Here is a 26931-nt window from a genome sequence, read left to right on the forward strand (position 1 = left end):
GCTCGCCGACAGCTACCACGCCAGCTTCGGCACCCCGGTGGTGACGCTGCGCCCGCGCTGCGCGCGGGTGTCACGCTTCCGCTCCGCGGAAGCGGAGCGGGCTCGCTTCGCTCTCCCGCACAACTCCAGTGATTCGCACTGGAGTTGGCGCTCCTTGCGCTGCGCTTCAGGAGCGGGCCGCTGCGCGGCCGGGCCCGGCTTCGCTCGGGACTTGGGTCGGTTCTCCGCTGCGCTGCGAACCGTGTGCCTCGCACTGCGTGCGAAGGCAACGGGCCACGCTCCGCGTGGCCCGGGCTGGCAGCAGTAAGCGGGTGGGGGCTCCTGTGTTGAGCCGGGTGCCACGCTGGCAGCCTCCCCCCTTGGTCGCGCATCAGGTGGGAGTGGGTGCGCGGCCGGCATAGCCACCTCAGCCGGCCCCCTGTCGATTCGGGGGTCACTTGTGCTGCTGTTCGGTGCGGCCTTCGAAGTCGCGCCGGATCGCGGCTCCCTGATCCTCGATCAGTCCGGCCTGGTCGGGGAAGTCGAGAACTGCACCGCAGTGGTTGCACAGCTTCCCGTCTTCGGCGGGCGTGCCGCAGGCCTTGCAGAACCGGTTGCCTCGAGTGTTGTCGGTGTTGTGGGTCATGGCTCTCCTGGTCGGGTGGGCGGCGATGGATGCGGATTGCCCGTAGCTTGTGTGCTGGTTCTTCGGTTCGTCTGCTTCATTTTGTGGCTAGGATAGAGTCTGGAATTGAGTAGCCGTGCCTCTGTGAGTGTGTGGCCTGCTGGAGGGGAGTCATTTTGGCTCCAGGGCGAAGACGTGGACCGGTGTTGTACGGATGGGCTGCCGACCAAATCCCTTGGCAGTGGCGCTAGTTGGTTGTAGTGCGGAGTGAGGACTGTCGTCCGGCCTGCAGGAGGGATTGGACCGTAGTGGCTGTGAAGGAACTTCGTCCGCATCAGCGGGAAGCCGTGGATGCGGTACTCCGGGCGCTCAAATTGCCTGCAAGATCGCCTGTGCCCGAGCGGGACCTGCGGACCCAGGTGATCATGGCCACCGGATCGGGCAAGACCCTGGTGGCCGCCCGGAGCGCTGAGGAGCTCCGGGCGGGCCGCGTCCTGGTCCTCGTGCCCTCCCTGGACCTCCTCGCCCAGACCGAAGCCGCCTGGCGCGAGGGAGGGCGCACCGGGCCGATGATCGGTGTCTCCTCCCTGCGCGGGGAGGAGGCGTCCTTTCCGAACACCACGGACGTGGGCGAGCTGGTCTCCTGGGTGCGGCCGTTCGACAAGGTCACCGTGTTCGCCACGTACGCCTCCCTCGGGCTCGGCACGCTGGAACGCGCCCACCAGGCCGGCCTTCCGGGCTGGGACCTGATCGTCGTAGACGAGGCGCACCGGGTTTCGGGCAGGATCGGCAGGCCGTGGGCGGTCGTCCACGACAACACCCGCATCCCCGCGCTGCGCCGGCTCTACATGACCGCCACCCCGCGGTTGTGGCAACTCGCCGAGGACACCGAGGCCGCACCGGGCGCACCGGGAGAGCTGGTTGCGAGTATGGAGGACTCCCCCGACTCGCCCTTCGGCAGCCGCTGTTACACGCTGACGTTGTCCGAGGCGATCGACCGCGGGATCTGCGCGCCGTACCAGGTGGTGTGCCTGGACATCACCGACCTCCAGCTGCAGGCGGCGCAGCTGCTGGGCATGGAGGCCCGCTCGGACGAGGTGCGCGGGGCGCGGCTCGCCGCTTTGCAGACCGCCCTGGTGAAGGCGTCTTCGGAGGAGGGCTTTAGGCGGACGCTCGTCTTCCATCACCAGGTGAAGGAGGCAGAGGCGTTCGCGGCCGGCCTGCCGGGCGTCGCCGGCCGGCTGCACGCTGCGGATCCCGGGCTGTATCCGCGCGAGGTGTGGGCCGACTGGCTGTGCGGCGAGCACAAGCCCCACCACCGGCGCCGAGTCCTGGACGAGTTCTCCCAGGGAGTCGCCGCTGACGGCACCGTCGTGGAGAAGACGTTCCTCGGGTCCGTGCGGGTGCTCGGCGAAGGCATCGATACCTCCCGCTGCGACTCTGTGTACTTCGCGGATGTCCGCGGCTCCATGCCCGACCTCGTCCAGGCCGTGGGCCGGGCGCTGCGGGTGCGGCCGGGTGAGGGCAAGGTCGCCTCGCTCGTGGTGCCGGTCCTGCTCGGGCCCGGCGAGACGGTGGACAGCATGCTCACCTCCCGGGCGTTCGCCGGGTTGGCAAGGCTCTTGGAAGCCCTGCGTGCCCACGACGCCCGCGTCGTGGAAGCCCTCGCCGAGCCCCAGGCCCGCAGCCGCGTACGGGGCGTACAGACCCGCTCCGGAGAAGGGAACGACGAGGCCGGGGAGGGCTCGGACGTCGATGAGCAGGGTCGGCTGTCGGTGCCGGCCCGGGAGCTGCTGAAGTTCTCCACCCCACGCGACCCCGCACAGCTGGCCGCCTTCATCAACCTCCGTGTCCTGAACCCCGAACACGCCCACTGGCGGCGCGGCATCGAAGCCGCCACCCTCTACCATCAGCGCCACGGCAACCTCCGCGTACCGTTCACCTACCGGGTGCCCGGCTGCGGCCAGGCGGCTGAGGCCGAGGGGTGGCCCGCCTCGCTCGCCGCTTTCCCCCTCGGGCAGTGGATCGCCGACGCCCGAAGGACTTACGCCCGCGGCGGCATGAGTCCTGAGCGCGTGGCGCAGCTCGACGCCCTGGGCATGGTCTGGTCGCAGTACGACGTCGCCTGGGACGAAGGACTCGCCGCCGCCCGCGGATGGGCGCAGGAGCGTGGGCACCTCCTGGCCCCCACCGACGCCACCCACCAGGGATACCGGGTAGGGCTCTTTCTGAAGAACGCACGCGCCGCCGCCCGGCGAGCGGAGGAGAACGAACAGCGGCGCGCCGAAGGCCTGCCCGTTCAGACGGCGGTCGGCGCGCTCTCCCAGGAGCGGCGCGAGCAGCTCGACGAAATCGACCCCGCCTGGTGCCCTGCCTGGCCGATCGACTGGCAACGCTGCTTCCACCTGGTCCGGCAGCATCTGCAGGCCGGTGGCCAGCTGTCCACGTCGCCGGGCGTGGTCGTGCACCAAGGTGAGGACCTCGGACGGTGGGTGCGCGCACAGCAGCTCGGCTTCGACAAGCTCACCGGCGCCCAGCAGTGGCTGTGCGAGCACATCCTCGGCATCCGGCCCGCCGGCGACGACGAGAAACCCACGCCGCGACGCAGCCAAGCCCACACATGGGCCCTCAACTACGCGGCCGCCCGACAGTTCTACGAGCGCGAAGGACACCTACGAGTCCCAAGGAAGCACATCGAACGGATCACCATCAGCGCCGGCAGCGAGAACCGCAGCCGCGGCGGCGAGAACGACGACCGCGGCAGGGAAGGGGCGGAGGAGCATCATCTGCGGCTAGGGGCATGGATCGGAAACCAGCGCTCCAGAGCCGCGACCCTCTCCCCCGAGCGGATCGAGCAACTGGCCGCCATCGGCATGCGCTGGACCTGACCGCCACCCCCCTCAGCCGCCAGGCGCAGCTGGTACGAAGTGGAGCGTACATAGAGCGTACGCAGCTGGTACCGGACTGGAGCGTATGTATGGCGTACGACAAGCGTACGAAACGCGTACGCGTTGGGTGCTCTCGCAATGGCGCGTCGAGCCGCAGGCCGAGGGGGCGCAGATCTTCGAGGGCCGGTAGGTGTACGGGGGCGGGCGCAAGCAAGCCGGCGGCGGGCTCTCATGGACGACCGCTGCGGGCCTCTCCGGGCAGCCCGCGGCTTACCTGCTGTCCCGGTCCCCAACCCTCGCGTTCCGTGACGGACGCGTGCACCTTCGCGGCGGCAGTGAGGGCCCGGACCGCTTTCGGTCCGGGCCCTCATGTGGTCGTCGGGGTCAGTTGCCGGTGCCCGACAGTACCCTCTGCAGCGCACGGATCTTCTGCTGGGCGGCGCTGACGGCGGTGTGGAGCTGAACTCGTGCGTACTCCTGTTCCATGGCCCGCTCCTGGGCCTCTTCCAGCCGCAGCGGGGTGAGAGTCTCGCCGGCAGGGGTGAGGGCGGGCTTGGCGAGGTAGGCGTCGAACTGCTTGACCACCTTGTTGAGTTCAGGCCGGATCATCTCCAACTGGTCGGCGAAGTTGGAGATGAGGTTGCGGTACTTGCGCAGGGGTGTGAAGTCTTCGGGCTTGCAGGGCTTCTGGGCGTACTCGCAGAGCTTGTCGACGATCTCCTCCAGGCGGGAGGTCACGCTCGCGAGGTCCTTGGCGTTGTCCTCGACCAGTTGCTTGGTCTTCATCAAGATGAAGAGGCGGCGGGTGTGCCGGTAGCCGAGGATGGCCACAGCGCATGTTATGGCGCCGACCAGCGCGGCCACCAGGAGGGATCCGGCGGCGGTGCCGAAGGCCAGGGTGGTGGAGCTGAGGGTCATCGGGTCGTTCCTTCGTCGGGGCGTTGCGCGGCCTCCCCCCTCGGGGCCTGCGACGCTGCAGGATCAAAGTGCGTGGTGCATCGGGCGGGTGACCGTGGAGGTCACTCCGTCTCGGGCGGTACGGGTGTGACGATGCGTTCGAGTCGGGCTATGTCGGTGACGATGAGCTGGCGGTAGTTGCTGGCGATCACGCGGTGTTCGCGTCTCAGCTCGGCGACTGCGTTCTCCACCGTCGACTGGCCGAGGAGCAGAGCCCGGGCCAGGTCGGACTGGCGAGGGCCGTCGATCACGATCTGGCCCGGGGCTTCGGGGTTGCGGGTACCGGCGGTGCGGGCGAGGTGCAGCAGCAGGGTGCTGACCCGGTCCAGTGGTGGACGGTCGGCGGTGCAGTAGATTTTCTCGTCGCTGCGGTTGCGGGCCTCCAGGCTGCGCAGCAGGGCGAGTTCTGCCTCCGGGTGGCGGTTGAGCAGGACTTTCATGCGCCGCAGGGGGCACGTCATGACCCAGGTGGTGCTGAGGCAGACGGTGCGCACGTGAGCGGCCGGCTCTATCAGCTTCGCTTCGCCGAGGAAGTCGCCCGCGCCGCGGAAGCGGACCACGACGGGAGCGTCCTTGCCGGTGCCGAAGGGGAAGCGTTCCTGTACGAGGCAGCCGCCCAGGACGATGTAGACGGTCTGGTGCTTCGGGCCCAGAGGGAGCGTGTCGCCCTGGTTGAAGATGCGGCTGGTGAGGCGATCGCGGATGGACCGCGACCAGCTGTTGCCCGGCAGGTAGCGCAGGAAGGTGCCTTCCGGCATGCGCCGCTTGCCGGCCAGGACGCCGGAGGGGTTGAACGCGTCGATCCGCGGGGTGGGGGACGCCATCAGCAGCCCGCCTGTCGCGCCAGGGTGCCGCTGCCGGCCCGCGCGGACATCGCGCGCGGGCACGGGGGGTGACGGCGGTCCAGGTACCTGTGATGAGGTAACTGGGATATGCACGCAGTACGGGAGGCGTCGCCGCGCATGACGGCGGGGTTCATCTGTCCTGAGCTCCCTTCGAGCCGAACAACAAGGCGAGTGGTGGGTCCAGCGCCTCTTCCCGCCCCGTCGACGGCTGGTGAGACCTCGGGAGCAGTACCGATGAAGCGTTGACGTATCACACGTTACTCGGTCGGGCCTATGGATCACAGCCGCATCCGCCGCGTAAAGAGAAAGTCCCCAGCGCTGGGGAATCCGGACGCAATATTGCCCAACACGGTTCCAATGTGATACAGATCACACACTTTTAAGTGACATAAGTATTCACCGGATAAGGCGCACACAATGGGCCGCGAATTCCCTCGCGCCGCTCGACGCCCACCGGGGGCGGAGGCAAAAAAATACTGGAGGCCTCGGGCACCACCCCGAGGCCTCCGGAAAGGGGCCTGGACCCACCAAAGGCTCAGGACCGTGAACCAGTCTGCACCAAGAACTGCGGCATGGCAGCCCAGTCACCCATACACCGACCGAATCCCCCCTATGAGTGGGGATTTTCGCTACCACATCCTCGGGGGGCAGCCGGCGCGCACGCGGCCGCCAACGGGGTCCGTCTATGCGGCATTAGGCCCATAGCTCCCTTATATGGGGTTTTGACGGACCAATAGGTATCGGCCGGGCATATCCACAGAGCGTCGCTGATCACACCAGGGCGGTTTCCGCCCGAACCACAGCCAGAACCGAGCTGGTCTAATTTTTATACGGATCTACGCAAGCCCGATACGAACACACGTTCCCTGAGTGGCGCCATTACGGACCAAGTACAGACCATCCCAAGGTAATGCACCCGCATTCGCAACCCGGGTAGAACCGGAATGGCGACCGGTTATTCCAGGCCGAATTAGAGAGCGCCGGACAAAGTTAAAAGCGTCAACGAACAAGAATCGCACACAAGCAACCGGTGCGTAGAATTCAGGGCTGCGTCATGTCGACTAAACGGCAAAAACACCTCCCCGTCAGTCGCTCTGTAGATACCCCGCTCGCACCACTCACCAGCCGTCAAGTCACCTGCCCCCACGGCCGAACACCGCAGAACTTCCGTTCGACCAGGCGCGCGCGCCGCCTTGTGCGCCCCCACACGTGCCCCACCACCCCCTCCCCTGCTCCCGTGCCCCCGCCGAGCCCCACCCCGCACCCAACGACCAACCCGACGGACACAGTCCCGCGTGGCGAGCCCTGCACCGCACGGGACACCGAAGCCGCTGGCGAACCAAGCACTGACCGCCTGCCGACAGCTGCTCAGGCAGGACAGCGCCGCGGCACCGGCGGCCCTGACCTCGCCGCCGGGCCGACAACGGACGCACGACGGCAAGACGAACAGCCTCTCCCGGCCTGCACCTCGCCCCTGCGGGTGAGGACGTACCTCTCCCGTCGGCGTCGGTCCGCCCAGTGGCGGACAGACCGGCCGACCGGCGGCCGGACCTCTGTCAGCGAGCGAGGGGAGGGCAGTGGGGTGGATGCCGTCCTGCGCATCAGCGCTGCTGCGGTCATCCCGCACCACTACGCGCACCACGCCGACGGGTCGCCCTCGCCGAGGGCAACACCCGTGCTGCAGCACCACCCGGGCGCAGTCGACGTCCACCGCCGGCCGGGCCGGGCGCGGCAGGTCCGCCGCGGGCGCAGTACGACCCGCGGACGCGGACGCCGCCGCAGCGCGAGGAGGCGAAGGCGGCAAAGCAGTCGGCGGCCGGCCCGGCCGCCAGTGTGGTGACGGTGCGGCGAATGCGGGCCCTACCGCCGGGAGAGGGAGGGGGGCCGGTGGACCACCGGGCCACCCGGCCGCGCAATACGCCGAGGCGTGCGGACGAGCGGGTGGTGGCCACCCTGCAGGAGGCTCTGCAGGCGGGGCGGGAGCGCTCCAGCGGGACGCTGGGACGGCTTCGGGTGTACACCGGGCGGCTGCCGGCCGAGCGGTACGGGGACGGGGTTGCGCCGCTGCCCCCGGCTGCGACGTTCAACCAGCTCGCGCACGCCCTCGCCGACGGACGCGAGCCGCTGGGCAGTGCGCCCCAGCGCCGCCGGCGCTCAAGAACACCCCCGCGTCGGCGGGGAGGACCCGATACCGCCGGCGCCCTTGTCGTCCGCCTTCGGAACACCCCCGCCTCGGCGGGGAGGACGACCGGTAGCAGCCCCCGCGCGGTTGCCACCCCGGAACACCCCCGCGGCGGCGGGGAGGACGCTGGCGGGGTACCGCCGGCGTCGGTCGCTGCCGGAACACCCTGCGTCGGCGGGGAGGACTCACGTGGCCCGGCATTGACACTTTCCGATTCCGGAACACCCCCGCGTCGGCGGGGAGGACTCTCGGATGCCTCTGATCATGCGTCCGTTGGGCGGAACACCCCCGCGTCGGCGGGGAGGACGGGGATGGGCTGCGGGTCGGTGGGGCCGTCGTCGGAACACCCCCGCGTCGGCGGGGAGGACCCCGTTCACCGAGGACACGGAGCCGACGTTCGCGGAACACCCCCGCGTCGGCGGGGAGGACCTCACAGCCGCTCAGGCGGCAGCGCGGGCCGGCGGAACACCCCCGCGTCGGCGGGGAGGACGAAGAGCTGCAGGCCGCCCACACCCTGGGCGTCGGAACACCCCCGCGTCGGCGGGGAGGACCAGATGACCGGCTGCTCCACCGACCGCAACGGCGGAACACCCCCGCGTCGGCGGGGAGGACCGCGAGTCGTCCACGTCCGGGTCGAACGTGTGCGGAACACCCCCGCGTCGGCGGGGAGGACTGGCGGCCTCGTACGGGGGGGTTGTTGGGCGGAACACCCCCGCGTCGGCGGGGAGGACTGGCGGCCTCGTACGGGGGGGTTGTTGGGCGGAACACCCCCGCGTCGGCGGGGAGGACGTACGCACGGGCTTCTTCACACTGTTCAGGCGCGGAACACCCCCGCGTCGGCGGGGAGGACATCCACCACTCGATCGGATGGTCCCGCGTCGCCGGAACACCCCCGCGTCGGCGGGGAGAACCTGCAGGCCGTGTACGGGGACGGCGGATCCGGCGGAACACCCCCGCGTCGGCGGGGAGGACCCGACGTGATCTTCCTGGCGGAGGCGTTCACGCGGAACACCCCCGCGTCGGCGGGGAGGACGGTCGGTGGTGACGTACCCCGCGAGGACCACGCGGAACACCCTCGCGTCGGCGCCGGCGCCGCAATCCGTACCGACTACAAGGCATGGTTCGCCCAGGCCGAAGAGTACGTGCGCACGCGGCGCGGCGACCTGCTCATCGAGGCAGCCCCGGGCAGCGCGTGCGCAGACGTCATCAACGGTCCCGGCGGCGCGGGTCCCGGAACCCGGACGGACGACCGGCGCGCGGCGGCTCAGTCGGGTGGCGTGTTGGCCTGGAGCGGTCAGCAGAAGTTGACCAGGTCTTCGATCTGATCGGCGAGGCGGTGGTCGGGGTGGTGGAACTCGCCCGCCGCCTCCTCGACCCTGAGACGTGCCACTGCCTGGCGCAGTGCCCTGGAGGAGTTGCTCGCTTCGGTATGTATTCCGGTGAGTGGCAGGTCGAGATCGGGTCCCAAGGCTCGGTGCTGGTACCACCAGTGGGCGGCGTCGCGGAGGTCGCCTCGGCGGGTGTGGAACAGATACAGGCAGTAGGCGGCGGTAGTGTTGCCGGCTCCGGCGGCGAACTGCCACCACCACAGGGCGCCGTCGTGCTTCTTGGCGAGGTCGAGGAGGCAGCCGAAGCGCACAGCGCCTTCAGCGTCAGCAGGGCTGGCCGCGATGCGCGCCAGGTGTTCGGCGGCCTCGTCGTCGCGCAGCATGGCGCGACATAGAGCCTGGAGGGTGCTCGCGGCCTGTTCCAGGCGGGCCGGGTTGCGGCTCCGGGGCGTGGGGAGTTCGCCGAACATGAGCGTGGCGGTCACGTCGCGGACAATCTCCTTTTTTAGGTCGGCGAGTTCCGTATCGGTGACCGTGCCAGGGTCACTGGCCTGTCCGAGGATGTCATCGAGCTTGCGCACGGGCTACTCCTTCTCCCTGTCGTCCCCCAGATGGCTACGGAGTTTGACGGCAAGGTGTTTGTATGCCTGGCGGCGGTGGGAGCGCACGGTGCTCACGGTGATCCCCATGATGTCGGCGACACGGTCCTGTGTGTAGCCCATGACGTAGTGGAGGATGACCACGTCGAACTGTCGTACGGGCAGGGCGGCGATGGCTGTGTAGAGGCCGAGCGGGGACTCCGCGTCCTCCAGCTCGGAGCGCATGTTCCACAGCGTGGCCCGGACGGCGTCATGAACGGGAGACCTTCGGCCGTCCGGGGCCGCTGTGCTGAGGCTGTCGGCCGCGGGCATGGTCGTCAGCCGGGGGTGACTCTCCACAAGCAGTTTCAGCACACGCCACGCATAGGGCTCAGGGCTGCACCCGTCGGTCCGAAGCCTGTCCCAGTTGAGGGCGAGGTGGGAGTAGAGGTCTCGGACGACTTCCCCGGCGGCGCCTTCGTCCCCCAGGACTTTGAAGGCGAAGTCCCGGTGCGGCCGGGCGTACGCGTCGTAGAAGGCGTCGAGGCCCGGCGGAACCTCGTACTGGATGCCCTGCAACCGGTCGAGTTTCCGGAACGAGCCGGGCCTGGCGTGTGCGCCACTGTCCTCAGGGCTGGCCATCGCCTAGACCTCCGCATCCCGGGAAGCAACGGCCACAGCAGCCAGCCCTCCCCTGGCGGGCGCCTGCTCACTTCCCAGGAGTTCGGCGATGCCGACGCGGGCCCCGGCCCGCAGCGGGCGCATCATCCCCATCAGCACATCGGGGAGAGACACCCGCAGCGCGGTGATCACCACCAGAGGGGCAAGCAGATCGTTCACGGTCACAGGCTTCGGTCCTTCCTTCCGGCGCAGCGTCAACTCACCCTGAACGGTGGGGATATAACGCTGATCTCGACCAGTACTCCAACGCAGCATTCCGGAGAACGGGGCCCAAACGCGCATGATCAAGTCGATCAATTTCGGAACAAAGTGATCCCATGGCCACCAGGGTGAAGGAGCTGGTCTGGGAACAGTGGACCTCGCTAAGGGAAGCGGGCTGGCTGGAGATGCCCGATCGCAACCCGGCACGACTGCAGCAGCCGGCCGGTGACACTGCGCCATGGTGGGCGAACAGCCGCGCTGTGGCACGAACCGCACTGTGACTTCCCCGCTGGCGCCGGGCCCGGTTCACCGGCCGACCGCCGCCCGGCCCGCTACGAGAGGCACGCCCAGTAACGATCTTCGAAGGAAACTTCGTGCGCGTGGCCGTCGCGGCGCCAGGCCAGCGCTGTCTGGGCCGGCTGTGGGGACGACGAACAGCACCAAGCCGGGCGGAGATGCCGTACCAGCCTCTCCACTGCCTCGGCCTGGTCGGGGAAGAGCCGCGCCCGCTCAGGACGGCCGGGCGGCGGCAGTTCGACCACAGTCATACAGCTCTTCCACGCTATCCGTACGCCATACGTACGGTTCACGGACGGGGTAGGAGCGGGAGATGTGTTCCATGCCCGAAATGTTCGACGCGGTTGACGCGCTGGTCGCGTCCCGCTGCCGGTTCCGACGAAGCGCAACCGCCTGCGCCAGACCGCACTACTCGCTCCCGCCCCGGCGCGGTCATCCGTGGACAGGCTGGTCGTTCTCCGCCGGGTGGGGCAGACGCTGGACGTCACGCCGGTGGGAACCCGAGCTGGTGGTGGAAGTAGGCGTCGATGTCGCCCGCGATGCCTCCGGCCGGTGGCGCCACCCCGCACACCTGCACCGTGCCCGCCTTGACCTCACCCCCGGTGACGCCCGAGCTCGACTGCGTCCACGTCGCCTCTCCCGCCAGCTGGGTGCGTCAGCGGCCGACGCGGCAGTCGTAGACCGTGAGCGTCAGCGCCTTGACCGCTGCCTGGGCGCGTCCGGTGTCCTGGCCTTCGTCGATGGCCTCCAGCGCCGCAGCGGCCGACACCCGAACCGCACGGGGCAGGCCGTCGTAGGCGGCAAGCCGGTAGGCGACGGTGCGTCGGGCCTGTTGTTCTTCTTCGTTCACTCCGTCAGGGATGAGCGGGAAGACTGCGGCGTGGTCAGGACCGCGTCGGCGGGTCCCTTCTGTGTGCCCCCTTGTTTCGGCGGCTCGCCGGGAAGCCACCAGATGGCGGCGGTAGACGAACAGTCCGGCTCCCGCGCCCAGGCCGGCTACACCCGCCCCGGTCGCGGCCCCCCACCAGCCGGCCAGGAAAAAGCCCAGACAAGCTCCGAAGCCCGCCCAGCACACTGCCAGCGCCACGGATATCGCGTTGATGCGGGTGGCGAGCGCAGACGTCATGACCAGCAGTATGCACACGCCCTTGAAGGCGCTGACCTGCCGTGGTCGGGGTTGTACGTGTCATGGGTGGGGGCGTCGTGATCGCCCCGGCCGTGACGGACCCGCCGGTGTTCCTCACCGCCCTCTTCAGCGGTGGCGCAGTTCTTCTGCCCAGATGCGAAGCTGGTCTTCGAGGGCGAGGGTGTCGCCGCGAGCCACGGTCTGGAGCAGTCGGGCGCACACGGTTGCTTCGGCGGCGAGGCCGGCCGGGCTGCCCAGGATCGGGAAAACGGTGCGGAGGCGGGCGGCGGTCCCGGCTGCCCGAGGGCGGCGAGGCCGACTGGGCGCTGCGCTGGTTCACCCCCGCCGCCGAGGTGGCCCTGTGCGGCCACGCCACCCTCGCCACGGCCCACGTCCTGCACGACACCGGGGCCCGCGAGGGCCCGGTGTTTGTCGAGGGCGCCGTCCCGCAGATTCCCCGACGCCTTGCCCTCCGGCACGGACACCAGCCGCGCTGACGGCCTGCCCCGCGTGAGGGCCGCCGAGGCTCGCACTGACGCCACCGACACCCCCCTGCTCGCCCCGCCGCCTGCCGTGAAGCCGAAGGAACACCCCCGCGTCGGCGGGGAGGACTTCGTCACTCGGGAGATGGGCATCTCGGGTTCCGGAACACCCCCGCGTCGGCGGGGAGGACCCCGGACCGCCGAGGTTCCTGAACTTGCGGAACGGAACACCCCCGCGTCGGCGGGGAGGACTCCAGCCAATGCAGGACGTACACGCCGTCCGGCGGAACACCCCCGCGTCGGCGGGGAGGACGGCCCCGAGAACGACGCCGACACCTGGCTCAGCGGAACACCCCCGCGTCGGCGGGGAGGACGGTGCCCGTAGCCAGAGCCACGGGGATGGACACGGAACACCCCCGCGTCGGCGGGGAGGACAGATGGGGTGCCCCACGGCGCTGAAATTCGAGCGGAACACCCCCGCGTCGGCGGGGAGGACGGCCGCGCCTACAGCGTGCGGGACGTCGCTGCCGGAACACCCCCGCGTCGGCGGGGAGGACGGGAACGCGACCATCCATGCGGGCCGTGGCAGCGGAACACCCCCGCGTCGGCGGGGAGGACCGGGTGAGGCGCATGACCCGCAGGATGAGCTTCGGAACACCCCCGCGTCGGCGGGGAGGACTGCCAGTGGGTTTCTGTTGTCAACGATCTCTGAATTTTGACCCCCGTTGGGTCTCTGAAAAGTGACCCCTCTGGTGTGTGAGCGCACCAGCCTGCTGAGCGCGCAATCCTTCTGTCAGTCGTCTTCCAGCTGGACGCGTCCGCCGCGGGCGCAGGCCAGCACCGTCGTGGCTGCGGCGTCGAGGAAGAGCATGAACGCCCAGGCTCGGTCCGCCGTCTTGACCATGCCGATGCGCATGGCTTGGTCTCCGGCTTGCTCAAGGATCTCGACGGTCTCGATGAGGCCGAGTGTCGCGACCCCGCGCTTCTGAGTGATCCGGAGCCGGGTCCGGTAGGTGTGGAAGAGTCGATCAGCGGGGACCAGGCCGTCCCAGACCTCGAAGGTGCCTCCGGAGAGCAGGACTTCGCGCGCTGGGCCGCAAGCCGGCGTCTGCTCGGCGAGCATCTCGGAGAGGTCGTCGCGTGTCATGCGCCAACCCTGCCGGGCCGGTGCCCGGCTGGCCAACTGAATTGGCCAGTCCCACTCGGGTCGGTTCAGTCGCGGTGTGCGCGGTTCTCCTTGGCGAGGAGTTCGCGTCGTTGGCGGGTGCGGTAGGAGTCGCCGGTGAGGGTGAGGACCTCGGCGTGGTGGACCAGGCGGTCGATCATCGCGGCGGCCACGACGTCGTCGGAGAAGGTCTCTCCCCAGCGCCCGAAGGGCAGGTTCGAGGTCACCATGACCGAGCCCTGTTCGTAGCGGGACGCGATGAGCTGGAAGAACAGGTTCGCTGGGCGGCGACATCGTTGCTGAAGGCGTCGGCGGAACACCCCCGCGTCGGCGGGGAGGACGCTCACGTCTGCTCTCCTGTCTTCTCTGCGGGCGGAACACCCCCGCGTCGGCGGGGAGGACCCGACGTGATCTTCCTGGCGGAGGCGTTCACGCGGACCACCCCCGCGTCGGCGGGGAGGACCTGGTCCCGGTTGCGCTCGCTCGACCCTCCGCCGGAACACCCCCGCGTCGGCGGGGAGGACCTGGTCCCGGTTGCGCTCGCTCGACCCTCCGCCGGAACACCCCCGCGTCGGCGGGGAGGACCGGGGATGGCCCCAGACCTAGGGGCGTAGTTCCGGAACACCCCCGCGTCGGCGGGGAGGACAGCGCGACACCCACGGCGAGCGTGGTGAACGGCGGAACACCCCCGCGTCGGCGGGGAGGACGGCACGGTCGAGGATCTGTACCTGTACCAGGACGGAACACCCCCGCGTCGGCGGGGAGGACTGCAACGCGCTCGGATTCTGAGGGCTGGACGGCGGAACACCCCCGCGTCGGCGGGGAGGACAGCCACAACTCGTCCTGCGAGACGGTGGCCACCGGAACACCCCCGCGTCGGCGGGGAGGACCTGCGACTGCTTGCCCTTCGCCTTCGCCGGGGCGGAACACCCCCGCGTCGGCGGGGAGGACGTTGGGGTCGTCCTTCCGGCCAGGCCGCCAGTCGGAACACCCCCGCGTCGGCGGGGAGGACGATCGGCACTACCACCTCTCCGTCCGGGATGTCGGAACACCCCCGCGTCGGCGGGGAGGACGGCCACCTGTGGCGGAGGGAGGCCGGGTCTGTCGGAACACCCCCGCGTCGGCGGGGAGGACCTAGTCCGGCATCTCGTCACGCGGGTAGGGTCCGGAACACCCCCGCGTCGGCGGGGAGGACCTGCGCCGCGAGCCGATGCTGTCCTCCCGGATCGGAACACCCCCGCGTCGGCGGGGAGGACTGCTCCAGCTGCTCGCCGAGGTCATCGGCCTGCGGAACACCCCCGCGTCGGCGGGGAGGACTTCCCACACGTCGCGGCGCGACGGGTGCGTGCCGGAACACCCCCGCGTCGGCGGGGAGGACGTCTTCCCCTCCCACGCCCCCCACCCCTGCTGCGGAACACCCCCGCGTCGGCGGGGAGGACGTGCTTGGTGAGCCTGAACCGGATGTAGCCCACGGAACACCCCCGCGTCGGCGGGGAGGACCTGAGCACCGCCGTGATCCTGTCGCTCGTGGCCGGAACACCCCCGCGTCGGCGGGCAGGACAACACGGCCGTCTACAACGAGGCGGATGATGGCGGAACACCCCCGCGTCGGCGGGGAGGACATCCAGCGGTCGAGCCAGTCGGCCACCGTCATCGGAACACCCCCGCGCCGGCGGGGAGGACTCGTCGGCCATCATCAGCGCCGGGATCGAATCCGGAACACCCCCGCGTCGGCGGGGAGGACGCCACTCGCCCGACGATCCGGGACTTCTCTGACAGAACACCCCCGCGTCGGCGGGGAGGACATCACGCCGCGGCGGGGCCAGAGCAAACCCGACGGAACACCCCCGCGTCGGCGGGGAGGACTTGTCCACGGACTTCAACAGCGACGCTTCCTTCGGAACACCCCCGCGTCGGCGGGGAGGACGACCCGGCGGTCACGGCGAAGAAGGGGTCCGACGGAACACCCCCGCGTCGGCGGGGAGGACGGCCATGTCCAACGGGACCACGCACGTCCTTGCGGAACACCCCCGCGTCGGCGGGGAGGACTCTGGCGCCGCCGACAGGTCGCCCATCCACACCGGAACACCCCCGCGTCGGCGGGGAGGACCCGCGGTCGACGGCAATGGCCTGGCCCTTGTTCGGAACACCCCCGCGTCGGCGAGGAGGACTTCGGGATCTGGGGGACGGGCAGCGTCTTCTACGGAACACCCCCGCGTCGGCGGGGAGGACGCGATCGACGGCTCGGACACCACCAAGCAGGGCGGAGCACCCCCGCGGGCGCGGGGACACCCCAACGAGGCCAACACGGACGGCAACGCACGGGAGCCACCCCCGCGGGCGCGGAGACAACGCTGCCGGCGGGCTTATGGTCCGGGAAGATCAAGAGCTACCCCGCGCTCGGAGAGAACGTGGGCTGCGTGGTGGAGGGGGCCTGTGCTTCGGCGGGCAACTAACTGACCATGGTTGTTGATTTCACATCGCGGACATAGGCGAAGGCCGACGGCTGGGCCTGGTCTATGTCGCGGCGACCGCAACCGCTGTCCGCATGCGCGACCAGGTGACCTCCGCGTGCGCGGAGCGGCCGATAATAAGGGCGGTCATTCGATCCGCGTGACCTTCGCGCGCGGAGCGAAAACTTCCTGACCTGCACCGTTGTCGGCGATTTTCATTTCATTTATCAAGGTGCTGGCGGGACGCATCAGCAATAGTACGAGCCCACAACGTCCACTTCCACGGATTCCACGTTCACCTTAGATTTGGGCTCTTCTGAAGGCCAGTTCTGATGTGCGGACCGCTGCCGCGGCCACCATACAGGTCGCCACTGACAGTTGAGGCAGTCGCTTGCGCGCCCGTCTTATCTCTCTTTATGTTGACCCTGTTGCTGATCTGACAGCAGGTCAACACGTGTCGTTTGCTCGGTAGTTGACGCTTTTTGGCTCCCGGCTTCCTGGGGGCTACCGTCCTGGCTGGAGCTACTTTCTGTGTTCAACGTGATGATGTCGCCGTGTGTGCCGATGAAGTGGCACCACGACGCCGACCGCACCGAACTCGCGCGCCTGGCGCCTGGTGCGCTGCCCGCCGCTGCTCCGGGCCTCACGACCCTTACCCCGCTGGGCGAGATGCTCGCGGCCGCGCACCTCGGCACGCTCGACATCCCCAATGTTGCCGTCTCCTCCGCCCTGCGCCGGCTCCTTGTGGCACTGTTCATCCGCATCAGCGGCCTCGACATAGCCGACCCCGACGCGTGGGACGACCGCTGGGACGAACTTTTCCGCCAGGGCCACCTCAACCTCGCAGAGGTGGACGCCTACAACACCAAGTGGGCTCACCGGTTCAACTTGGATGACCCCGAGCGACCGTTCCTCCAAGACCCGCGCCTCGCAGCAGAGTGCGGCGACCCGGCTCCGCCGGCCAAGCTCGTCATGACCCGGGCGTCCGGGAACAATCAGCCCTGGCTGGACCGGACTCCGCAGGCTGCCCCCGTCACGCCGCACGAGGCTTTCTGGTGGGTCCTCGCGTGGCGGCAGTACGGCCCGTGCGGGCTCGGGGCGAACCGCAGCCACAACGGCGTCACGCATAAGTCCATGGCCGCTGCTCCGCTCCGGTCTGCCATCTCCTGGCATCCCGAGAGCGGCAACGAATACACCAATCTCCTGCTGTCGGCTCCCCACCCCACCGACATTCCGGTCACCGGACCGGACCTGCCCGAGTGGGAGCAGGTCGCCCTTCCGGATCCCCTCCGGCCCGAACTGCCCACCGGGCCGGTGTCCCGGCTGATCAACCGGGCCGCGCACGCCACTCTGACCCGTACCGATCCGACTACCGGCCAGATCACTGCCGTCTGGGCAGCTTGGCGGACCCCGGTACCCAGTGCCTTGAAGGATGCCGGCGCGAAGAAGGCTCTGGAAGTAGCGTCTGAGGCCGTCACGGCAGCGGAGGACCCGTTCTTGATCAACCGTGCCAAGGGGGGACCTGTCCGCGCCAACCACGCACGCGCCCTCGTGCGGGACTTTGACTCCCTCATTCATATCCGGCGCCCCGGCGACACCACGATCTCGGCCACCACTCCGCCCGCGTGGATCCGGCTGCTCGACACCCTGCCCGCCGAAGCCCTCGACCACCTCGGCCCCATCCGTGCCCGAGCTCTCGCCTGTCACCAGGACAAGCAGGAGAAAGAAGAGATCTGGTTCGAGCAGGTCACGCCGGTCGTGGTCGCCGACTACACATCCGGCCGCCACCCCGAAAAGGCTGCCCGAGTCACATCGACCCGCCAGAAGGCCGAGGAGAGCGCAAAGGCCTTGGCTGCTGCTCTGCGGTCTGCGTGGAACGCGATGAGTCCCGACCCGCGCTCCGAGTGCCCCTGGACTCACGACACGATCGCCGTCTACTGGGACCGCACCGACAGCCGCTTCTGGCAGGCCATCAGCGACGGTACCGACCCGCAACTGCGGTCGCTTGCCATCACCTTGTACGACGACGCCACCCGCGCTGACGCCGCCACGCCTGCGGGCCTCATTCCCATCGCCCATGCGCGAGCGATCCTCACTCACCCCAAGACCCGGCGGTCCACGAAGAAGACCACCTGATCAGCGCTCACGAGAAAGAGTTTCGAACGTGACAACCGAATCACCGCCGGCCAACGGCAACGGCCTGGCCACCTACGAGCGGTTCATGAAGACCGTGCGCCGCGCCTGCGCCACTCCCGAAGGCCGCGCCACCTTGCGCCAAGGCCTTGCTGACAATCTCGAAAACCCCTGGCCCATGTACGTGCACCTGGTGCCCGCCGGCGGCATCCCCGTCCGCGAGGACACCAGCCACCACGTCCTGCGCGAAGCCGAGCGCCCGTTCCTTCTCGTCGCAGCCCTGTGGGCCGTCCACGACGCGCCCAATCCCCGCGCCGGCGACAAGCCGCTCACCGTCAAGGAACCGGCACCGGCGAAGCCGTGGGAGAACCTCGGCTGGTCCCTCGCCCGCGCCGCGCGTGCAGGCATGCGCCGTGAGACGGCCACCGGTCTCCTGTCGTACCTGTGCGAACTGGACTACGACGCGCTCATGGCCGAACTGCCTTCCACCATCAGTCTTCTGCGGTCCAGCAGCGTCCCGGTCAAGTGGCCGGTCCTGCTCCGCGACAGCATCCGCTACCAGCGCTGGGCTCCCGACGTCCGGATCGACTGGGCCCGCTCCTACACCACCCCCGCCGGCTCGAAGGAGACCAGTAAGTGACCCCGCTCTACATCGACGTCCACATCGTTCACTCCGCCCCCTACAGCAACCTCAACCGCGACCGGCAGGGCGCCCCCAAAACCGCCACCTACGGGGGGGTAGCACGCCCTCGGCTCTCCTCCCAGCACGGCCGCCGGCACAGTCGCACGCACATGGAAGAGGCCCTTGGTAGTCGTGCCGTGCGCACCCGAGGCACGCCCCTCGCCGTCGCCAAGCGCCTGACCGCCGCCGACTGGGACGAGACCACCGCCCTCGCCGCCGCCCAGATGCTGATTCTCGCCGCCGACATCAAAGGCCTCGGCTTGTCCGACGCCGGCGGCACCAACGCCCTGCTGTTCCTCCCGGAGACCGCGTTCGATTCTCTCGCCGAGATCGCGAACAGCCGGCGCGACGCCCTCAGCAAGGCGGCCGGTGCCGCGGCCAAGGCCATCGCCGAAGCCAAGGCGAAGGCCGAAGCCCAGAAAGCCGAGAGCGACACCGAAGACGCTGACGTCGACCACGAAGAAGAGGGAGAGGCAGCCGAGACCGGCCCCCTCGCCGCCGCCTACAGGAAGATCCCCGCCGCCGACCGCAAGCAGCTCCAAGCTGCCGTGCTGGAGGTCTTCCGCCAGCGCAATGCATCCATCGCTGCCTACGGCCGGATGCTTGCCAACGAAGCCGGATCCACCGTCGCCGGCGCCGTCCAGATGGCCCACAGCCTCGCTACCCACGCCGGCCCGTCCCAGATCGACTTCTTCTCCGCCGTCGACGACCTGATCCAGGACGCCGGTGAAGAAACCGGGGCGGGTCACATGGGCGACCAGCGCTACACCTCTGCCACCTTCTACCGCTACGCCACCCTCAACGTCCGCGAGCTCATCGGCAACCTCGATGGGGACGCCGACACCGCCCAGCAGGTCATCGAGGCGTTCCTGCGGGCCTTTCCCCTCGCGATCATGCCCGCCAAGGCCTCCGGCACCGCGCCCCACACCGTCCCGCACCTCATCCACATCGCCGTCCGCACCGACCGGCCCGTCAACCTCGTCGGCGCGTTCGAGACCCCCATCCCCGCCACCACCCATGGCTACGTCCCCGCCTCACTCGAGGCTCTCAACGCCCATGCCGCCGCCCACAGCCGCATGCTGGGCACCAGCCGCATCGCCGACCACGCTCACGTCACCCTGAGCGACATCGAGTTCACCGCCCTCGGGGACCGCGTGGACGCCGTCGACGACCTGATCAGCCGAATCCTCGGCACCATCACCAAGCACATCAACTGACGGCGGGCCGGCCACCGCTACACACGCGCGGACCCGACGCCCTACCACCCGAGAGCGCTCCGCGCACGCGGAGGTCACACCACCCCACCACACTGAGGAGGACCCTTGGCCGGCTTCCTGCTGCACCTCTCCGCCCCGCTGCAAAGCTGGGGGGGACCCGCCGACTTCAAAGTGAGGCCCACCAGCACCTCGCCCACCAGGTCGGCCCTCACCGGTCTTCTCGCCTCCGCGCTCGGACGATCCCGCGACCACGAGAACACCGACCTCGCCCAACTCCGCTACGTCATCCGCGTCGACCGCCCGGGCCACCGCGAGATGGACTTCCACACCATCGGCGGCGGCTATCCCAGGGAACTCACCCCGCCTACCGCTGACGGCAGACGGAAGAAGCTCGGGGAGGGGACGATGATCACCGAACGGTGGTATCTCGCCGACGCCGCATTCACCATCGCCGTCACGGGCCCTGACGACACCGCCGCACTCGCCGCTCACGCCCTGACCGAGCCGGTCTTCGCCCCCTACCTCGGCCGCCGCTCCTGCCCACCCGACACCCCGCTCCTCCTGCGCACGGACCTGGACGACCCCGTGGCCGAACTCGACCGCGCCCCACTCCACGCAGACCCGCCCCGCAACGCAGCCACCATCGACGTCACCTTCATCCACGACACTCCACCCGTGCCCGGTCTCCCGGCGACCACCACCGTCCGCGACACCCCCGCGCCCGGCCGCGCCTTCACCACCCGCGACCTGTGGGAAACCCAGCGCACCCTCCCCGCCAGCCTCTGCGCCGGCCGCGGCACCCCATGGCTCAACGCCCTGATCACCTACGCACAGACCACGCCCGCTCGGGAGACGACCTGATGACCACCCCCGCCACCGCAACCACGACCGTCCGCCTGGCCCGCATCGCCCTCAACCCCCGCTCCCGCGACGTCCACCACGACCTTCGCGACCACACCGCCCTCCACCGCCGCGTCGCCGCACTCTTTCCCGACCAGGCAGGCACCAGTCCCCGCACCGCCCACAACGTCCTCTACCGCCTCGAACGCGAACACGCCGGCGCCACGCTGCTCATCCAGTCCACGGGCATCACCATCAACCGCAACGCCCTTCCCGCCAACTACACCATCGCCGACGTCGACTACCGCAAGCTCAACCCCCTCCTCGACTGGGCAACGCCCGGCCGCACCATCCGCTACCGCATCGACGCCAACCCGTCCAAAGCCGAGTCCGTCCCCGGCCGCCGAGGACGCCGCGTCCCCCTCACCGGCGAAGCCGCCCTCGCCTGGTGGGAACGCAAAGCCACCCACGCCGGCCTCACCCCCCAGCTCATCCTCGACACCCCCCAACCTCCCGTCCTCGCCTCCCGGGGCGAGAAGAAGCGCGCACGCCTCGACGTCACACGGTTCGACGGCATCGCCACCATCACCGACACCCAAGCCCTTCGCCAGGCCATCACCACCGGCATCGGCCATGGACGCGCTTACGGGCTCGGACTGCTCTCCATCGCGCCCCACCGCGAGCAATGACAAGGCAAACGCACCGGGACGGTGCAGGTCCGAAAGGGTGCGCCTCCCGTACACGGAGGTCTTCCGTGCAGGCGGCCGTCGCTGTACACCAACGAGCGGGTCGGCGTCGGGTGTACGGAGGTGTCCCGTTCACGCCGCAGCGGATCGGCTCCCGCACCGACTGCGCTCCGTTTAGGCGGGGATCAGCCGCCCTTCGATTTCGCGACCCGGTTCGGGCAGGTGTGCGCTCCGCGTAGACGGGGTGGCCACGGTGGCGAGGAGTACGGCCGCCGAGTTGGAGACGTGGGCTCCACCTACGCGGAGGGAGTTCGACGAGGTTGCTGGGCTGAACCCCTCCTGCAGGAGCGCTCCGCATGCGCGTAGATAGTTCGGATCGGATTGGATACCTCTGCTGATGCGCCCTCCCATTGACGACCGCCTGTGGGGTAAGTCCGATGGCCTGGAAGATGTGGGGCCGTATCCAGTCATCAGCCATCTGATCGATACCGCAGCAATCGCCGGGCAGCTGTGGGACAGCTACCTCACCGCCGGCCAGCGGGACATCATCGCGAAAGGCTGGGGCGTCACCGAAGCCCACGCTCGCCAACTGATGATGTTCTGGGCCGGACTTCACGACCTCGGCAAGCTCTGCCCGGCCTTTCAGCGCCAGGACCAAGAGGCAGCGGCCGCTCTCCTCAAAGATTCTGCATACCCCGTCCCGGACGACCGTGGTTCAATCCGGCACGAGCGCGTCTCTCACCTCACCGCGCCCTCGCTTCTCGTACAAGCGGGCTACCCGACGAGCAGCCGGCCGCTGCGGTCGATCGCCCACCAGATCGGGCAGATACTCGGCGGCCACCACGGCACCTACGGCAATGCCCTGAACGCCCGCACTCTCACCGGTCCCGAAGACCAGGAACCGCGGGTAGGCGCGGCCGGCTGGAGTGCTCAGCGGGCCGCACACCTGCACACCGTCCACGTCCTGTGCGGTAGCCCCGAGCCGCCCACCCAATTTGCCCCCGGCGGCGCCTGCGTCATCGCCACCGGATTGATGGTTCTCGCGGACTGGCTCGCCTCCCGAATCGGCTGGGTCCGCGCACGCCACTGGGAACGCCAGCATTCCCCGGACCCCCGCGACTGGAGCGCGCATGCCGAACGCGCCCAAAAAGCAGCTCCGCAGGCCATCGCGAAGGTCCAGCTTGCTGCCGCAGTCTGGAAGCCGGCCGAGTCGTTCACCGACATGTTCCCGTCCATCACCGACCCCTACCCGCTGCAGGCCGACCTCGCCAAGCACCTTCCGGCACTCGTCGACGGCCCTGGCCTGCTCGTCATCACCGCCCCCACCGGCGATGGCAAGACAGAAACAGCGTTGTTCGCCGCGCACGTCCTCGGTCACGCCGCCCATACCGAAGGCCTCGGCGTGTTCCTGCCGACCATGGCCACTACCGACGCCATGCACGCCCGCATCACCGAACACGTCGCCCAGGCCGCGAGCATCCCCATGCCGGTCACCCTGCTGCACTCCATGGCCTGGCTGAACGCCGACTACAACTCCGACACAGACCGCATCCTCACCGAGGCATCGACCATCGCAGCAGAATGGATCAAAGGGCGCCACCGCGGTCTCCTGGCCGGCGTAGCCGTCGGCACCTGGGACACCGCTGCCCTCGCCGCCCTCCCAATCCGCTACAACGTCATGCGCTGGCTCGGCCTCACGGGCAAGACCGTCATCATCGACGAGGCTCACGCCTACGACGCCTACGGGCACCGCCTGACCGAACGCCTCCTCGAGTGGCTCGGCCACACCCAGACCCCGGTGATCCTGCTGTCAGCAACTCTCACCGGCAGCATCGCCACCCGCCTCGCCGACGCCTACCGCACCGGCGCCGGCCACACCAGCCCCGTCACCATCGCTCCCACCTACCCCGGTTGGACCCACATCGACGCCACCACCGGCACCGTCACCACCAGCGAAACCCTCCCCACCACCCGCGCCCGCCGCCTGGCCGTCAACCTCCACCACGTCCACCACCAGGCCTCCCCCACCAGCCCGGACAGCCGCCCCGCCACCGTCACCCGCATCCTCCAGCCCATGATCGACGAAGGCCGAGGTTGCGCCGCCATCGTCTGCAACACCGTCGCCGACGCCCAGACCACCGCCCGCCACCTGAGAAGCGCCTGGAGCGGCCCCAGCGCCCCGCTCGTCCAACTCCTCCACGCCCGCATGCCCGCACGCCAACGCCAAGGCGTCACACGCCGCATCGAGAACTGGGCCGGCAAGCCCCGCGCCGCCCGCACCACGCCGGACGGCCACTACACCCCGGCCCGCGGCCGCCGCCCCTCCCGACCGGTCATCGTCGTCGCCACCCAAGTCATCGAACAATCCCTCGACGTCGACTTCGACCACGTCATCAGCGACCTCGCCCCGATCGCCCTCCTCCTCCAGCGCGCCGGCCGATGCCACCGCCACCCCCGCACCGACCGCCCCGCCTGGGCCCCCACCCCCGCCATGACCGTCCTCATCCCCACCGGGAAACTCCCCCCGCAGAGATGGGGCACCGTCTACAGCGAAAACCTCTTGAACCGCACCGTGACGGCCATCCAAGGCCTCACCAGCGGCATCTGCGCCATCCCTGAAGACGTCCAAGCCCTGGTCGACCAGGTCTACGCCGCCGACTGGACCACCACCGCCGGCACCAACGATCTCGCCACCGAACAAGCCATGCGTGCCCTCGCCGACACCGCCACCATCCCCACCCCCACCCGACCAATCCGCGACCTCCACCCGCTCACCACCATCGACGACGAAGACCTCCTCGTCACCCGACTCGGCGCCGACAGCATCCGCGTCCTGCCCGTCTGGACCGACACCCACGGCCGCCCCTGGCTCGACCGCCAGGCACGCCACCGACCGCTCCCCACCCACATCGATCCCCGAGACACAGCCACTATCCGCAACCTCATGGCCCACACCGTCCAAGTCGACCACCGATGGCTCCAAGGACGCCGCCCCGACACCAGCACCCCCACCACCTGGCGGGACATCGGCGCCCTCCAAGACGTCCTCCTCCTGCCGCAACGCGTCACCAGCACCGATAGGCGCCGGCCGTATCAACTCAACGGCAAGACCCACCACCTGTCCCGACTCGACGGCCTCGTACGCGAGTAACATCCCGAACAACCAGCACCTTGATAAAAAAACACACACGCGCCCACAACATCGCAAAGCGTGACGTTCCCGCTCCGCACACGCGGAGGCAACCCGTAGCCCGAATCCGAACGCGATCCGCGATCCGTGATCCGCGATCACAGCTACGGCATGGTGTCCTCCCCGCCGACGCGGGGGTGCTCCGTCCCGGACTGGGTCTAAGCTTCTCGACGCAGGGGTGTTCCGACGACGTACCTGATGCTGCTTACCCAGGTGGTACCCTCCCCGCCGACGCGGGGGTGTTCCGCCCTTGAACATGTCCCGGGTCGCCCGACCGAGGTCGTCCCCGCCGACGCGGAGGTGTTCCGTCGTTCGTCACGACAACGCCCGTCGTCCCGTAGTCCTCCCCGCCGGCGCGGGGTGTTCCGCCGCATAGATGCAAACGTCCTCCACGCCAACGCGGGGGTCCGCGACCATCCGCGAGGCCGGCCGCGCGAAACGCGTCCTCCCCGCCGACGTGGGGGTGCTCCGAACTCTTCGCCGTCCTCGTACTGCGGTTCCATGTCCCCCCGCCGACGCGGGGGTGTGCCGGCCGTCAACAACAACGGGGCCGCGGCCCGTATGTCCTCCCCGCCAACGCGGGGGTGCTCCGTTCTGCGTGGCCTCCGGGTAGGCGTCGTCCGTAGTCTTCCCCGCCGATGCGGGGGTGTTCCGTAGAAGCCGGGGTCGACGGCGCGGACGGTGGCGACCTCCCCGCCGATGCGGGGGTGATCCGAAACTGGCGAACGTGATGGTCCGGGACTGGCGGTCCTCCCCGTTGACGGGGGGTGTTCCGTTGGCCAGCACGGTGCGCGCCATCATCATGGCGTCCTCACCGCCGACGCGGGGGTGTTCCGCACATCTCGTCGTCGATGCCGTCGGCCACCCGGCTCTCCCGCCGACCCGGGAGTGCTCCGATGACGTTCCTGGAGACCAGCGCCGAGCTGGGCGTCCTCCCCACCGACGCGGGGTGTTCCGGGGCTGAACGGGTCGAACATCGATGCCGCCCCAGTCCTCCCCGCCGACGCGGGGGTGCTCCGCCATTGACACCGGAAGAGATCGCGGCACTCGCGTCTTCCCCGCCGATGCGGGGGTGCTCCGATGACGAGGTCCCGATGGAACAGGTGGTCGTCGTCTTCCCCGCCGACGCGGGGGTGCTCCGTACGCCGTCCCGATCGGCACGGACGGCCAGATGTCCTCCCCGCCGACGCGGGGGTGTTCCGCAGCGGGCGAGGATGGCGACGGCGGCAGGGTCGTTCTTCCTGCCGACGCGGGGGTGCTCCGCTGACCAGCCTCGGTGACCCGGAGGCCGAGGCGTCCTCCCCGTTGACGCGGGGTGTTCCGGACAAGGGACTGCCCATCCCGCAGGACCTTCGGTCCTCCGGCCGACGCGGGGGTGTTCCGCCGCTGGCCCCGATGCCGCACGGTGGGTCCGGGTCCTTCCCCGCCGACGCGGGGGTGCTCCGTTCTGCGTGGCCTCCGGGTAGGCGTCGTCCGTATACTCCCCGCCGACGCTGGGGTGATCCGCTGGGCAGTGCAGGCATTCGGCAACCTTGCCCAGCCCTATCCGCCGACGCGGGGGTGTTCCGAAGCTGACGGGCCTCAGCGCGGTGCCGAACGAGTCCTCCCCGCCGACGCGGGGGTGCTCCGGACGACTGGTGCCCCAGGGCCACGTTCCTGCGGTCTTCCCCGCCGACGCGTGTTCCGCCTCCCCGTGAGTCTCGGGCTCGGCGAAACGCGTCCTCCCCGCCGACGCGGGGTTGCTCCGAGGCCACCCTCGGTGGTGGTCCACCCGAGGCAGTCCTCCACGCCGACGCGGGGGTGTTCCGTGCTTCGGCGCCTTCGAACCGTGCTTCAGCCCGTCCTGCCCGCCGACGCGGGGGTGTTCCGCAGCTCAAGAAGATCCACCTCATGGGCCTGCAGTCCTCCCCACCGGCGTGGGGGTGTTCTGTATCCGGAGGCGGCACCGAAGGGGATCATGAGGTCCTCCCCACCGGCGTGGGGGTGTTCCGACGGTCATCAAGACCGGTGCTGATCGCGAAGTGTCCTCCCCACCGACGTGGGGGTGTTCCGCTGGTCGCCGCCGCCAAGTCGACCCCGTCCGTGTCCTCCCCGCCGACGCGGCGGTGCTCCGTGGATCACGAGACCGGGAGAAACGCCCAGCTCCTCCTCCCCACCGACGTGGGGGTGTTCCGCTGCTGAAGGCGACCACCACCCAGGGTGAGCCGTTCTCCCCGCCGACGTGGGGGTATCCCGAGGAAGGCGCGATATCCCCTCCGGCCGATGAAGTCTTCCCCGCCGACGTGGGGGTGTTCCGCCGGTGTGCTCGCCCTCGCGGGCCCGGATCCGCCCTCCCCGCCGGCGCGGGGGTGTTCCGTTCGGGCCCGTCTTGGCCGACCTGGCGAGCACGTCCTCCC

The 26931-nt window shown here is 69.6% G+C and carries 16 protein-coding genes, 1 pseudogene and 3 CRISPR repeat arrays; of the genes and pseudogenes, 8 read left to right on the top strand and 9 right to left on the bottom strand.

All coding sequences use genetic code 11. The features are described 5' to 3' along the window. Positions 1-433 precede the first annotated feature (433 nt). Positions 434-625: a hypothetical protein gene (locus ABZ899_RS34865; RefSeq protein WP_344409272.1), complete on the bottom strand. Its 192-nt coding sequence runs from the start codon at positions 623-625 to the stop codon at positions 434-436. A gap of 287 nt (positions 626-912) precedes the next feature. On the opposite strand from ABZ899_RS34865, the gene ABZ899_RS34870 reads away from it, so the two are divergent. Next, positions 913-3492: a Helicase associated domain protein gene (locus ABZ899_RS34870; RefSeq protein ID WP_361354456.1), complete on the top strand. Its 2580-nt coding sequence runs from the start codon at positions 913-915 to the stop codon at positions 3490-3492. Between the two features lie 384 nt (positions 3493-3876). Here ABZ899_RS34870 and ABZ899_RS34875 read toward each other — a convergent pair whose 3' ends face one another. The 6 genes from ABZ899_RS34875 to ABZ899_RS34900 all read right to left on the bottom strand — a co-directional run bounded on the left by ABZ899_RS34875 (position 3877) and on the right by ABZ899_RS34900 (position 11687). After that, a complete protein-coding gene (locus tag ABZ899_RS34875) occupies positions 3877-4410 on the bottom strand; it encodes a hypothetical protein (protein ID WP_361354459.1) in 534 nt (177 codons plus the stop codon). Between the two features lie 101 nt (positions 4411-4511). Next, entirely contained in the window at positions 4512-5273 is a 762-nt protein-coding gene (locus ABZ899_RS34880) for a Crp/Fnr family transcriptional regulator (protein ID WP_361354461.1), read from the bottom strand. Between the two features lie 2177 nt (positions 5274-7450). Beyond that, a CRISPR array of direct repeats spans positions 7451-8570; the repeat unit is 29 nt; unit sequence CGGAACACCCCCGCGTCGGCGGGGAGGAC. A gap of 200 nt (positions 8571-8770) precedes the next feature. Further along, a complete protein-coding gene (locus ABZ899_RS34885) occupies positions 8771-9385 on the bottom strand; it encodes a hypothetical protein (protein WP_361354464.1) in 615 nt (204 codons plus the stop codon). Positions 9386-9388: 3 nt separating this feature from the next. Next, on the bottom strand, positions 9389-10024 hold the full coding sequence (locus ABZ899_RS34890; RefSeq protein WP_361354467.1) for a sigma-70 family RNA polymerase sigma factor: 636 nt from the start codon (positions 10022-10024) through the stop codon (positions 9389-9391). A 3-nt stretch (positions 10025-10027) separates the two neighbouring features. Then, a complete protein-coding gene (locus tag ABZ899_RS34895) occupies positions 10028-10360 on the bottom strand; it encodes a hypothetical protein (protein WP_361354470.1) in 333 nt (110 codons plus the stop codon). 856 nt (positions 10361-11216) lie between these two features. Then, the gene (locus ABZ899_RS34900; RefSeq protein WP_361354473.1) at positions 11217-11687 is read right to left on the bottom strand and encodes a hypothetical protein; all 471 of its coding nucleotides are present in this window, start codon (positions 11685-11687) and stop codon (positions 11217-11219) included. A 293-nt stretch (positions 11688-11980) separates the two neighbouring features. On the opposite strand from ABZ899_RS34900, the pseudogene ABZ899_RS34905 reads away from it, so the two are divergent. Next, positions 11981-12115: pseudogene (locus ABZ899_RS34905) on the top strand (PhzF family phenazine biosynthesis protein); the annotation flags it as partial. Positions 12116-12270: 155 nt separating this feature from the next. Beyond that, positions 12271-12848: a CRISPR direct-repeat array (repeat unit 29 nt; unit sequence CGGAACACCCCCGCGTCGGCGGGGAGGAC). A 114-nt stretch (positions 12849-12962) separates the two neighbouring features. Here ABZ899_RS34905 and ABZ899_RS34910 read toward each other — a convergent pair. Both ABZ899_RS34910 and ABZ899_RS34915 read right to left on the bottom strand, forming a co-directional pair. Beyond that, positions 12963-13316: a hypothetical protein gene (locus ABZ899_RS34910; RefSeq protein ID WP_361354476.1), complete on the bottom strand. Its 354-nt coding sequence runs from the start codon at positions 13314-13316 to the stop codon at positions 12963-12965. A gap of 65 nt (positions 13317-13381) precedes the next feature. Further along, positions 13382-13609 (bottom strand): ATP-binding protein, encoded by a 228-nt coding sequence (locus tag ABZ899_RS34915; protein WP_361354556.1) that lies wholly within the window; start codon positions 13607-13609, stop codon positions 13382-13384. Between the two features lie 37 nt (positions 13610-13646). Then, positions 13647-15687: direct repeats of the CRISPR family, unit length 29 nt; unit sequence CGGAACACCCCCGCGTCGGCGGGGAGGAC. 631 nt (positions 15688-16318) lie between these two features. On the opposite strand from ABZ899_RS34915, the gene casA reads away from it, so the two are divergent. The 6 genes from casA to cas3 all read left to right on the top strand — a co-directional run bounded on the left by casA (position 16319) and on the right by cas3 (position 24496). Next, positions 16319-17923, top strand: coding sequence for a type I-E CRISPR-associated protein Cse1/CasA (gene casA / locus ABZ899_RS34920; RefSeq protein ID WP_361354479.1), 1605 nt, complete (start codon positions 16319-16321; stop codon positions 17921-17923). A 28-nt stretch (positions 17924-17951) separates the two neighbouring features. Beyond that, positions 17952-18560: a type I-E CRISPR-associated protein Cse2/CasB gene (gene casB / locus ABZ899_RS34925; protein ID WP_361354481.1), complete on the top strand. Its 609-nt coding sequence runs from the start codon at positions 17952-17954 to the stop codon at positions 18558-18560. Beyond that, positions 18557-19819, top strand: coding sequence for a type I-E CRISPR-associated protein Cas7/Cse4/CasC (locus tag ABZ899_RS34930; RefSeq protein WP_361354484.1), 1263 nt, complete (start codon positions 18557-18559; stop codon positions 19817-19819). The genes casB and ABZ899_RS34930 overlap by 4 nt, the downstream gene beginning before the upstream one ends. Positions 19820-19924: 105 nt before the next feature. After that, a complete protein-coding gene (gene cas5e, locus ABZ899_RS34935) occupies positions 19925-20680 on the top strand; it encodes a type I-E CRISPR-associated protein Cas5/CasD (protein ID WP_361354487.1) in 756 nt (251 codons plus the stop codon). Further along, the gene (cas6e, locus tag ABZ899_RS34940) at positions 20680-21348 is read left to right on the top strand and encodes a type I-E CRISPR-associated protein Cas6/Cse3/CasE (protein ID WP_361354489.1); all 669 of its coding nucleotides are present in this window, start codon (positions 20680-20682) and stop codon (positions 21346-21348) included. Before cas5e ends, cas6e begins: the two co-directional genes overlap by 1 nt. A gap of 394 nt (positions 21349-21742) precedes the next feature. Continuing rightward, positions 21743-24496, top strand: a complete 2754-nt coding sequence (gene cas3, locus ABZ899_RS34945; RefSeq protein ID WP_361354492.1) for a CRISPR-associated helicase Cas3' — start codon at positions 21743-21745, stop codon at positions 24494-24496. Positions 24497-26931 lie beyond the last annotated feature (2435 nt).

Origin of the sequence: Streptomyces sp. NPDC046859 (assembly GCF_040645135.1) — a bacterium.
GTDB lineage: Bacteria > Actinomycetota > Actinomycetes > Streptomycetales > Streptomycetaceae > Streptomyces.

Excerpts from the sequence above, each read along its gene's own strand:
- ABZ899_RS34865 (WP_344409272.1), bottom strand. The coding sequence starts at position 625 with ATGACCCACAACACCGACAACACTCGAGGCAACCGGTTCTGCAAGGCC.
- ABZ899_RS34875 (WP_361354459.1), bottom strand. The coding sequence starts at position 4,410 with ATGACCCTCAGCTCCACCACCCTGGCCTTCGGCACCGCCGCCGGATCC.
- ABZ899_RS34880 (WP_361354461.1), bottom strand. The coding sequence starts at position 5,273 with ATGGCGTCCCCCACCCCGCGGATCGACGCGTTCAACCCCTCCGGCGTC.
- ABZ899_RS34890 (WP_361354467.1), bottom strand. The coding sequence starts at position 10,024 with ATGGCCAGCCCTGAGGACAGTGGCGCACACGCCAGGCCCGGCTCGTTC.
- ABZ899_RS34900 (WP_361354473.1), bottom strand. The coding sequence starts at position 11,687 with ATGACGTCTGCGCTCGCCACCCGCATCAACGCGATATCCGTGGCGCTG.
- ABZ899_RS34910 (WP_361354476.1), bottom strand. The coding sequence starts at position 13,316 with ATGACACGCGACGACCTCTCCGAGATGCTCGCCGAGCAGACGCCGGCT.
- cas6e (WP_361354489.1), top strand. The coding sequence starts at position 20,680 with ATGACCACCCCCGCCACCGCAACCACGACCGTCCGCCTGGCCCGCATC.
- cas3 (WP_361354492.1), top strand. The coding sequence starts at position 21,743 with ATGCGCCCTCCCATTGACGACCGCCTGTGGGGTAAGTCCGATGGCCTG.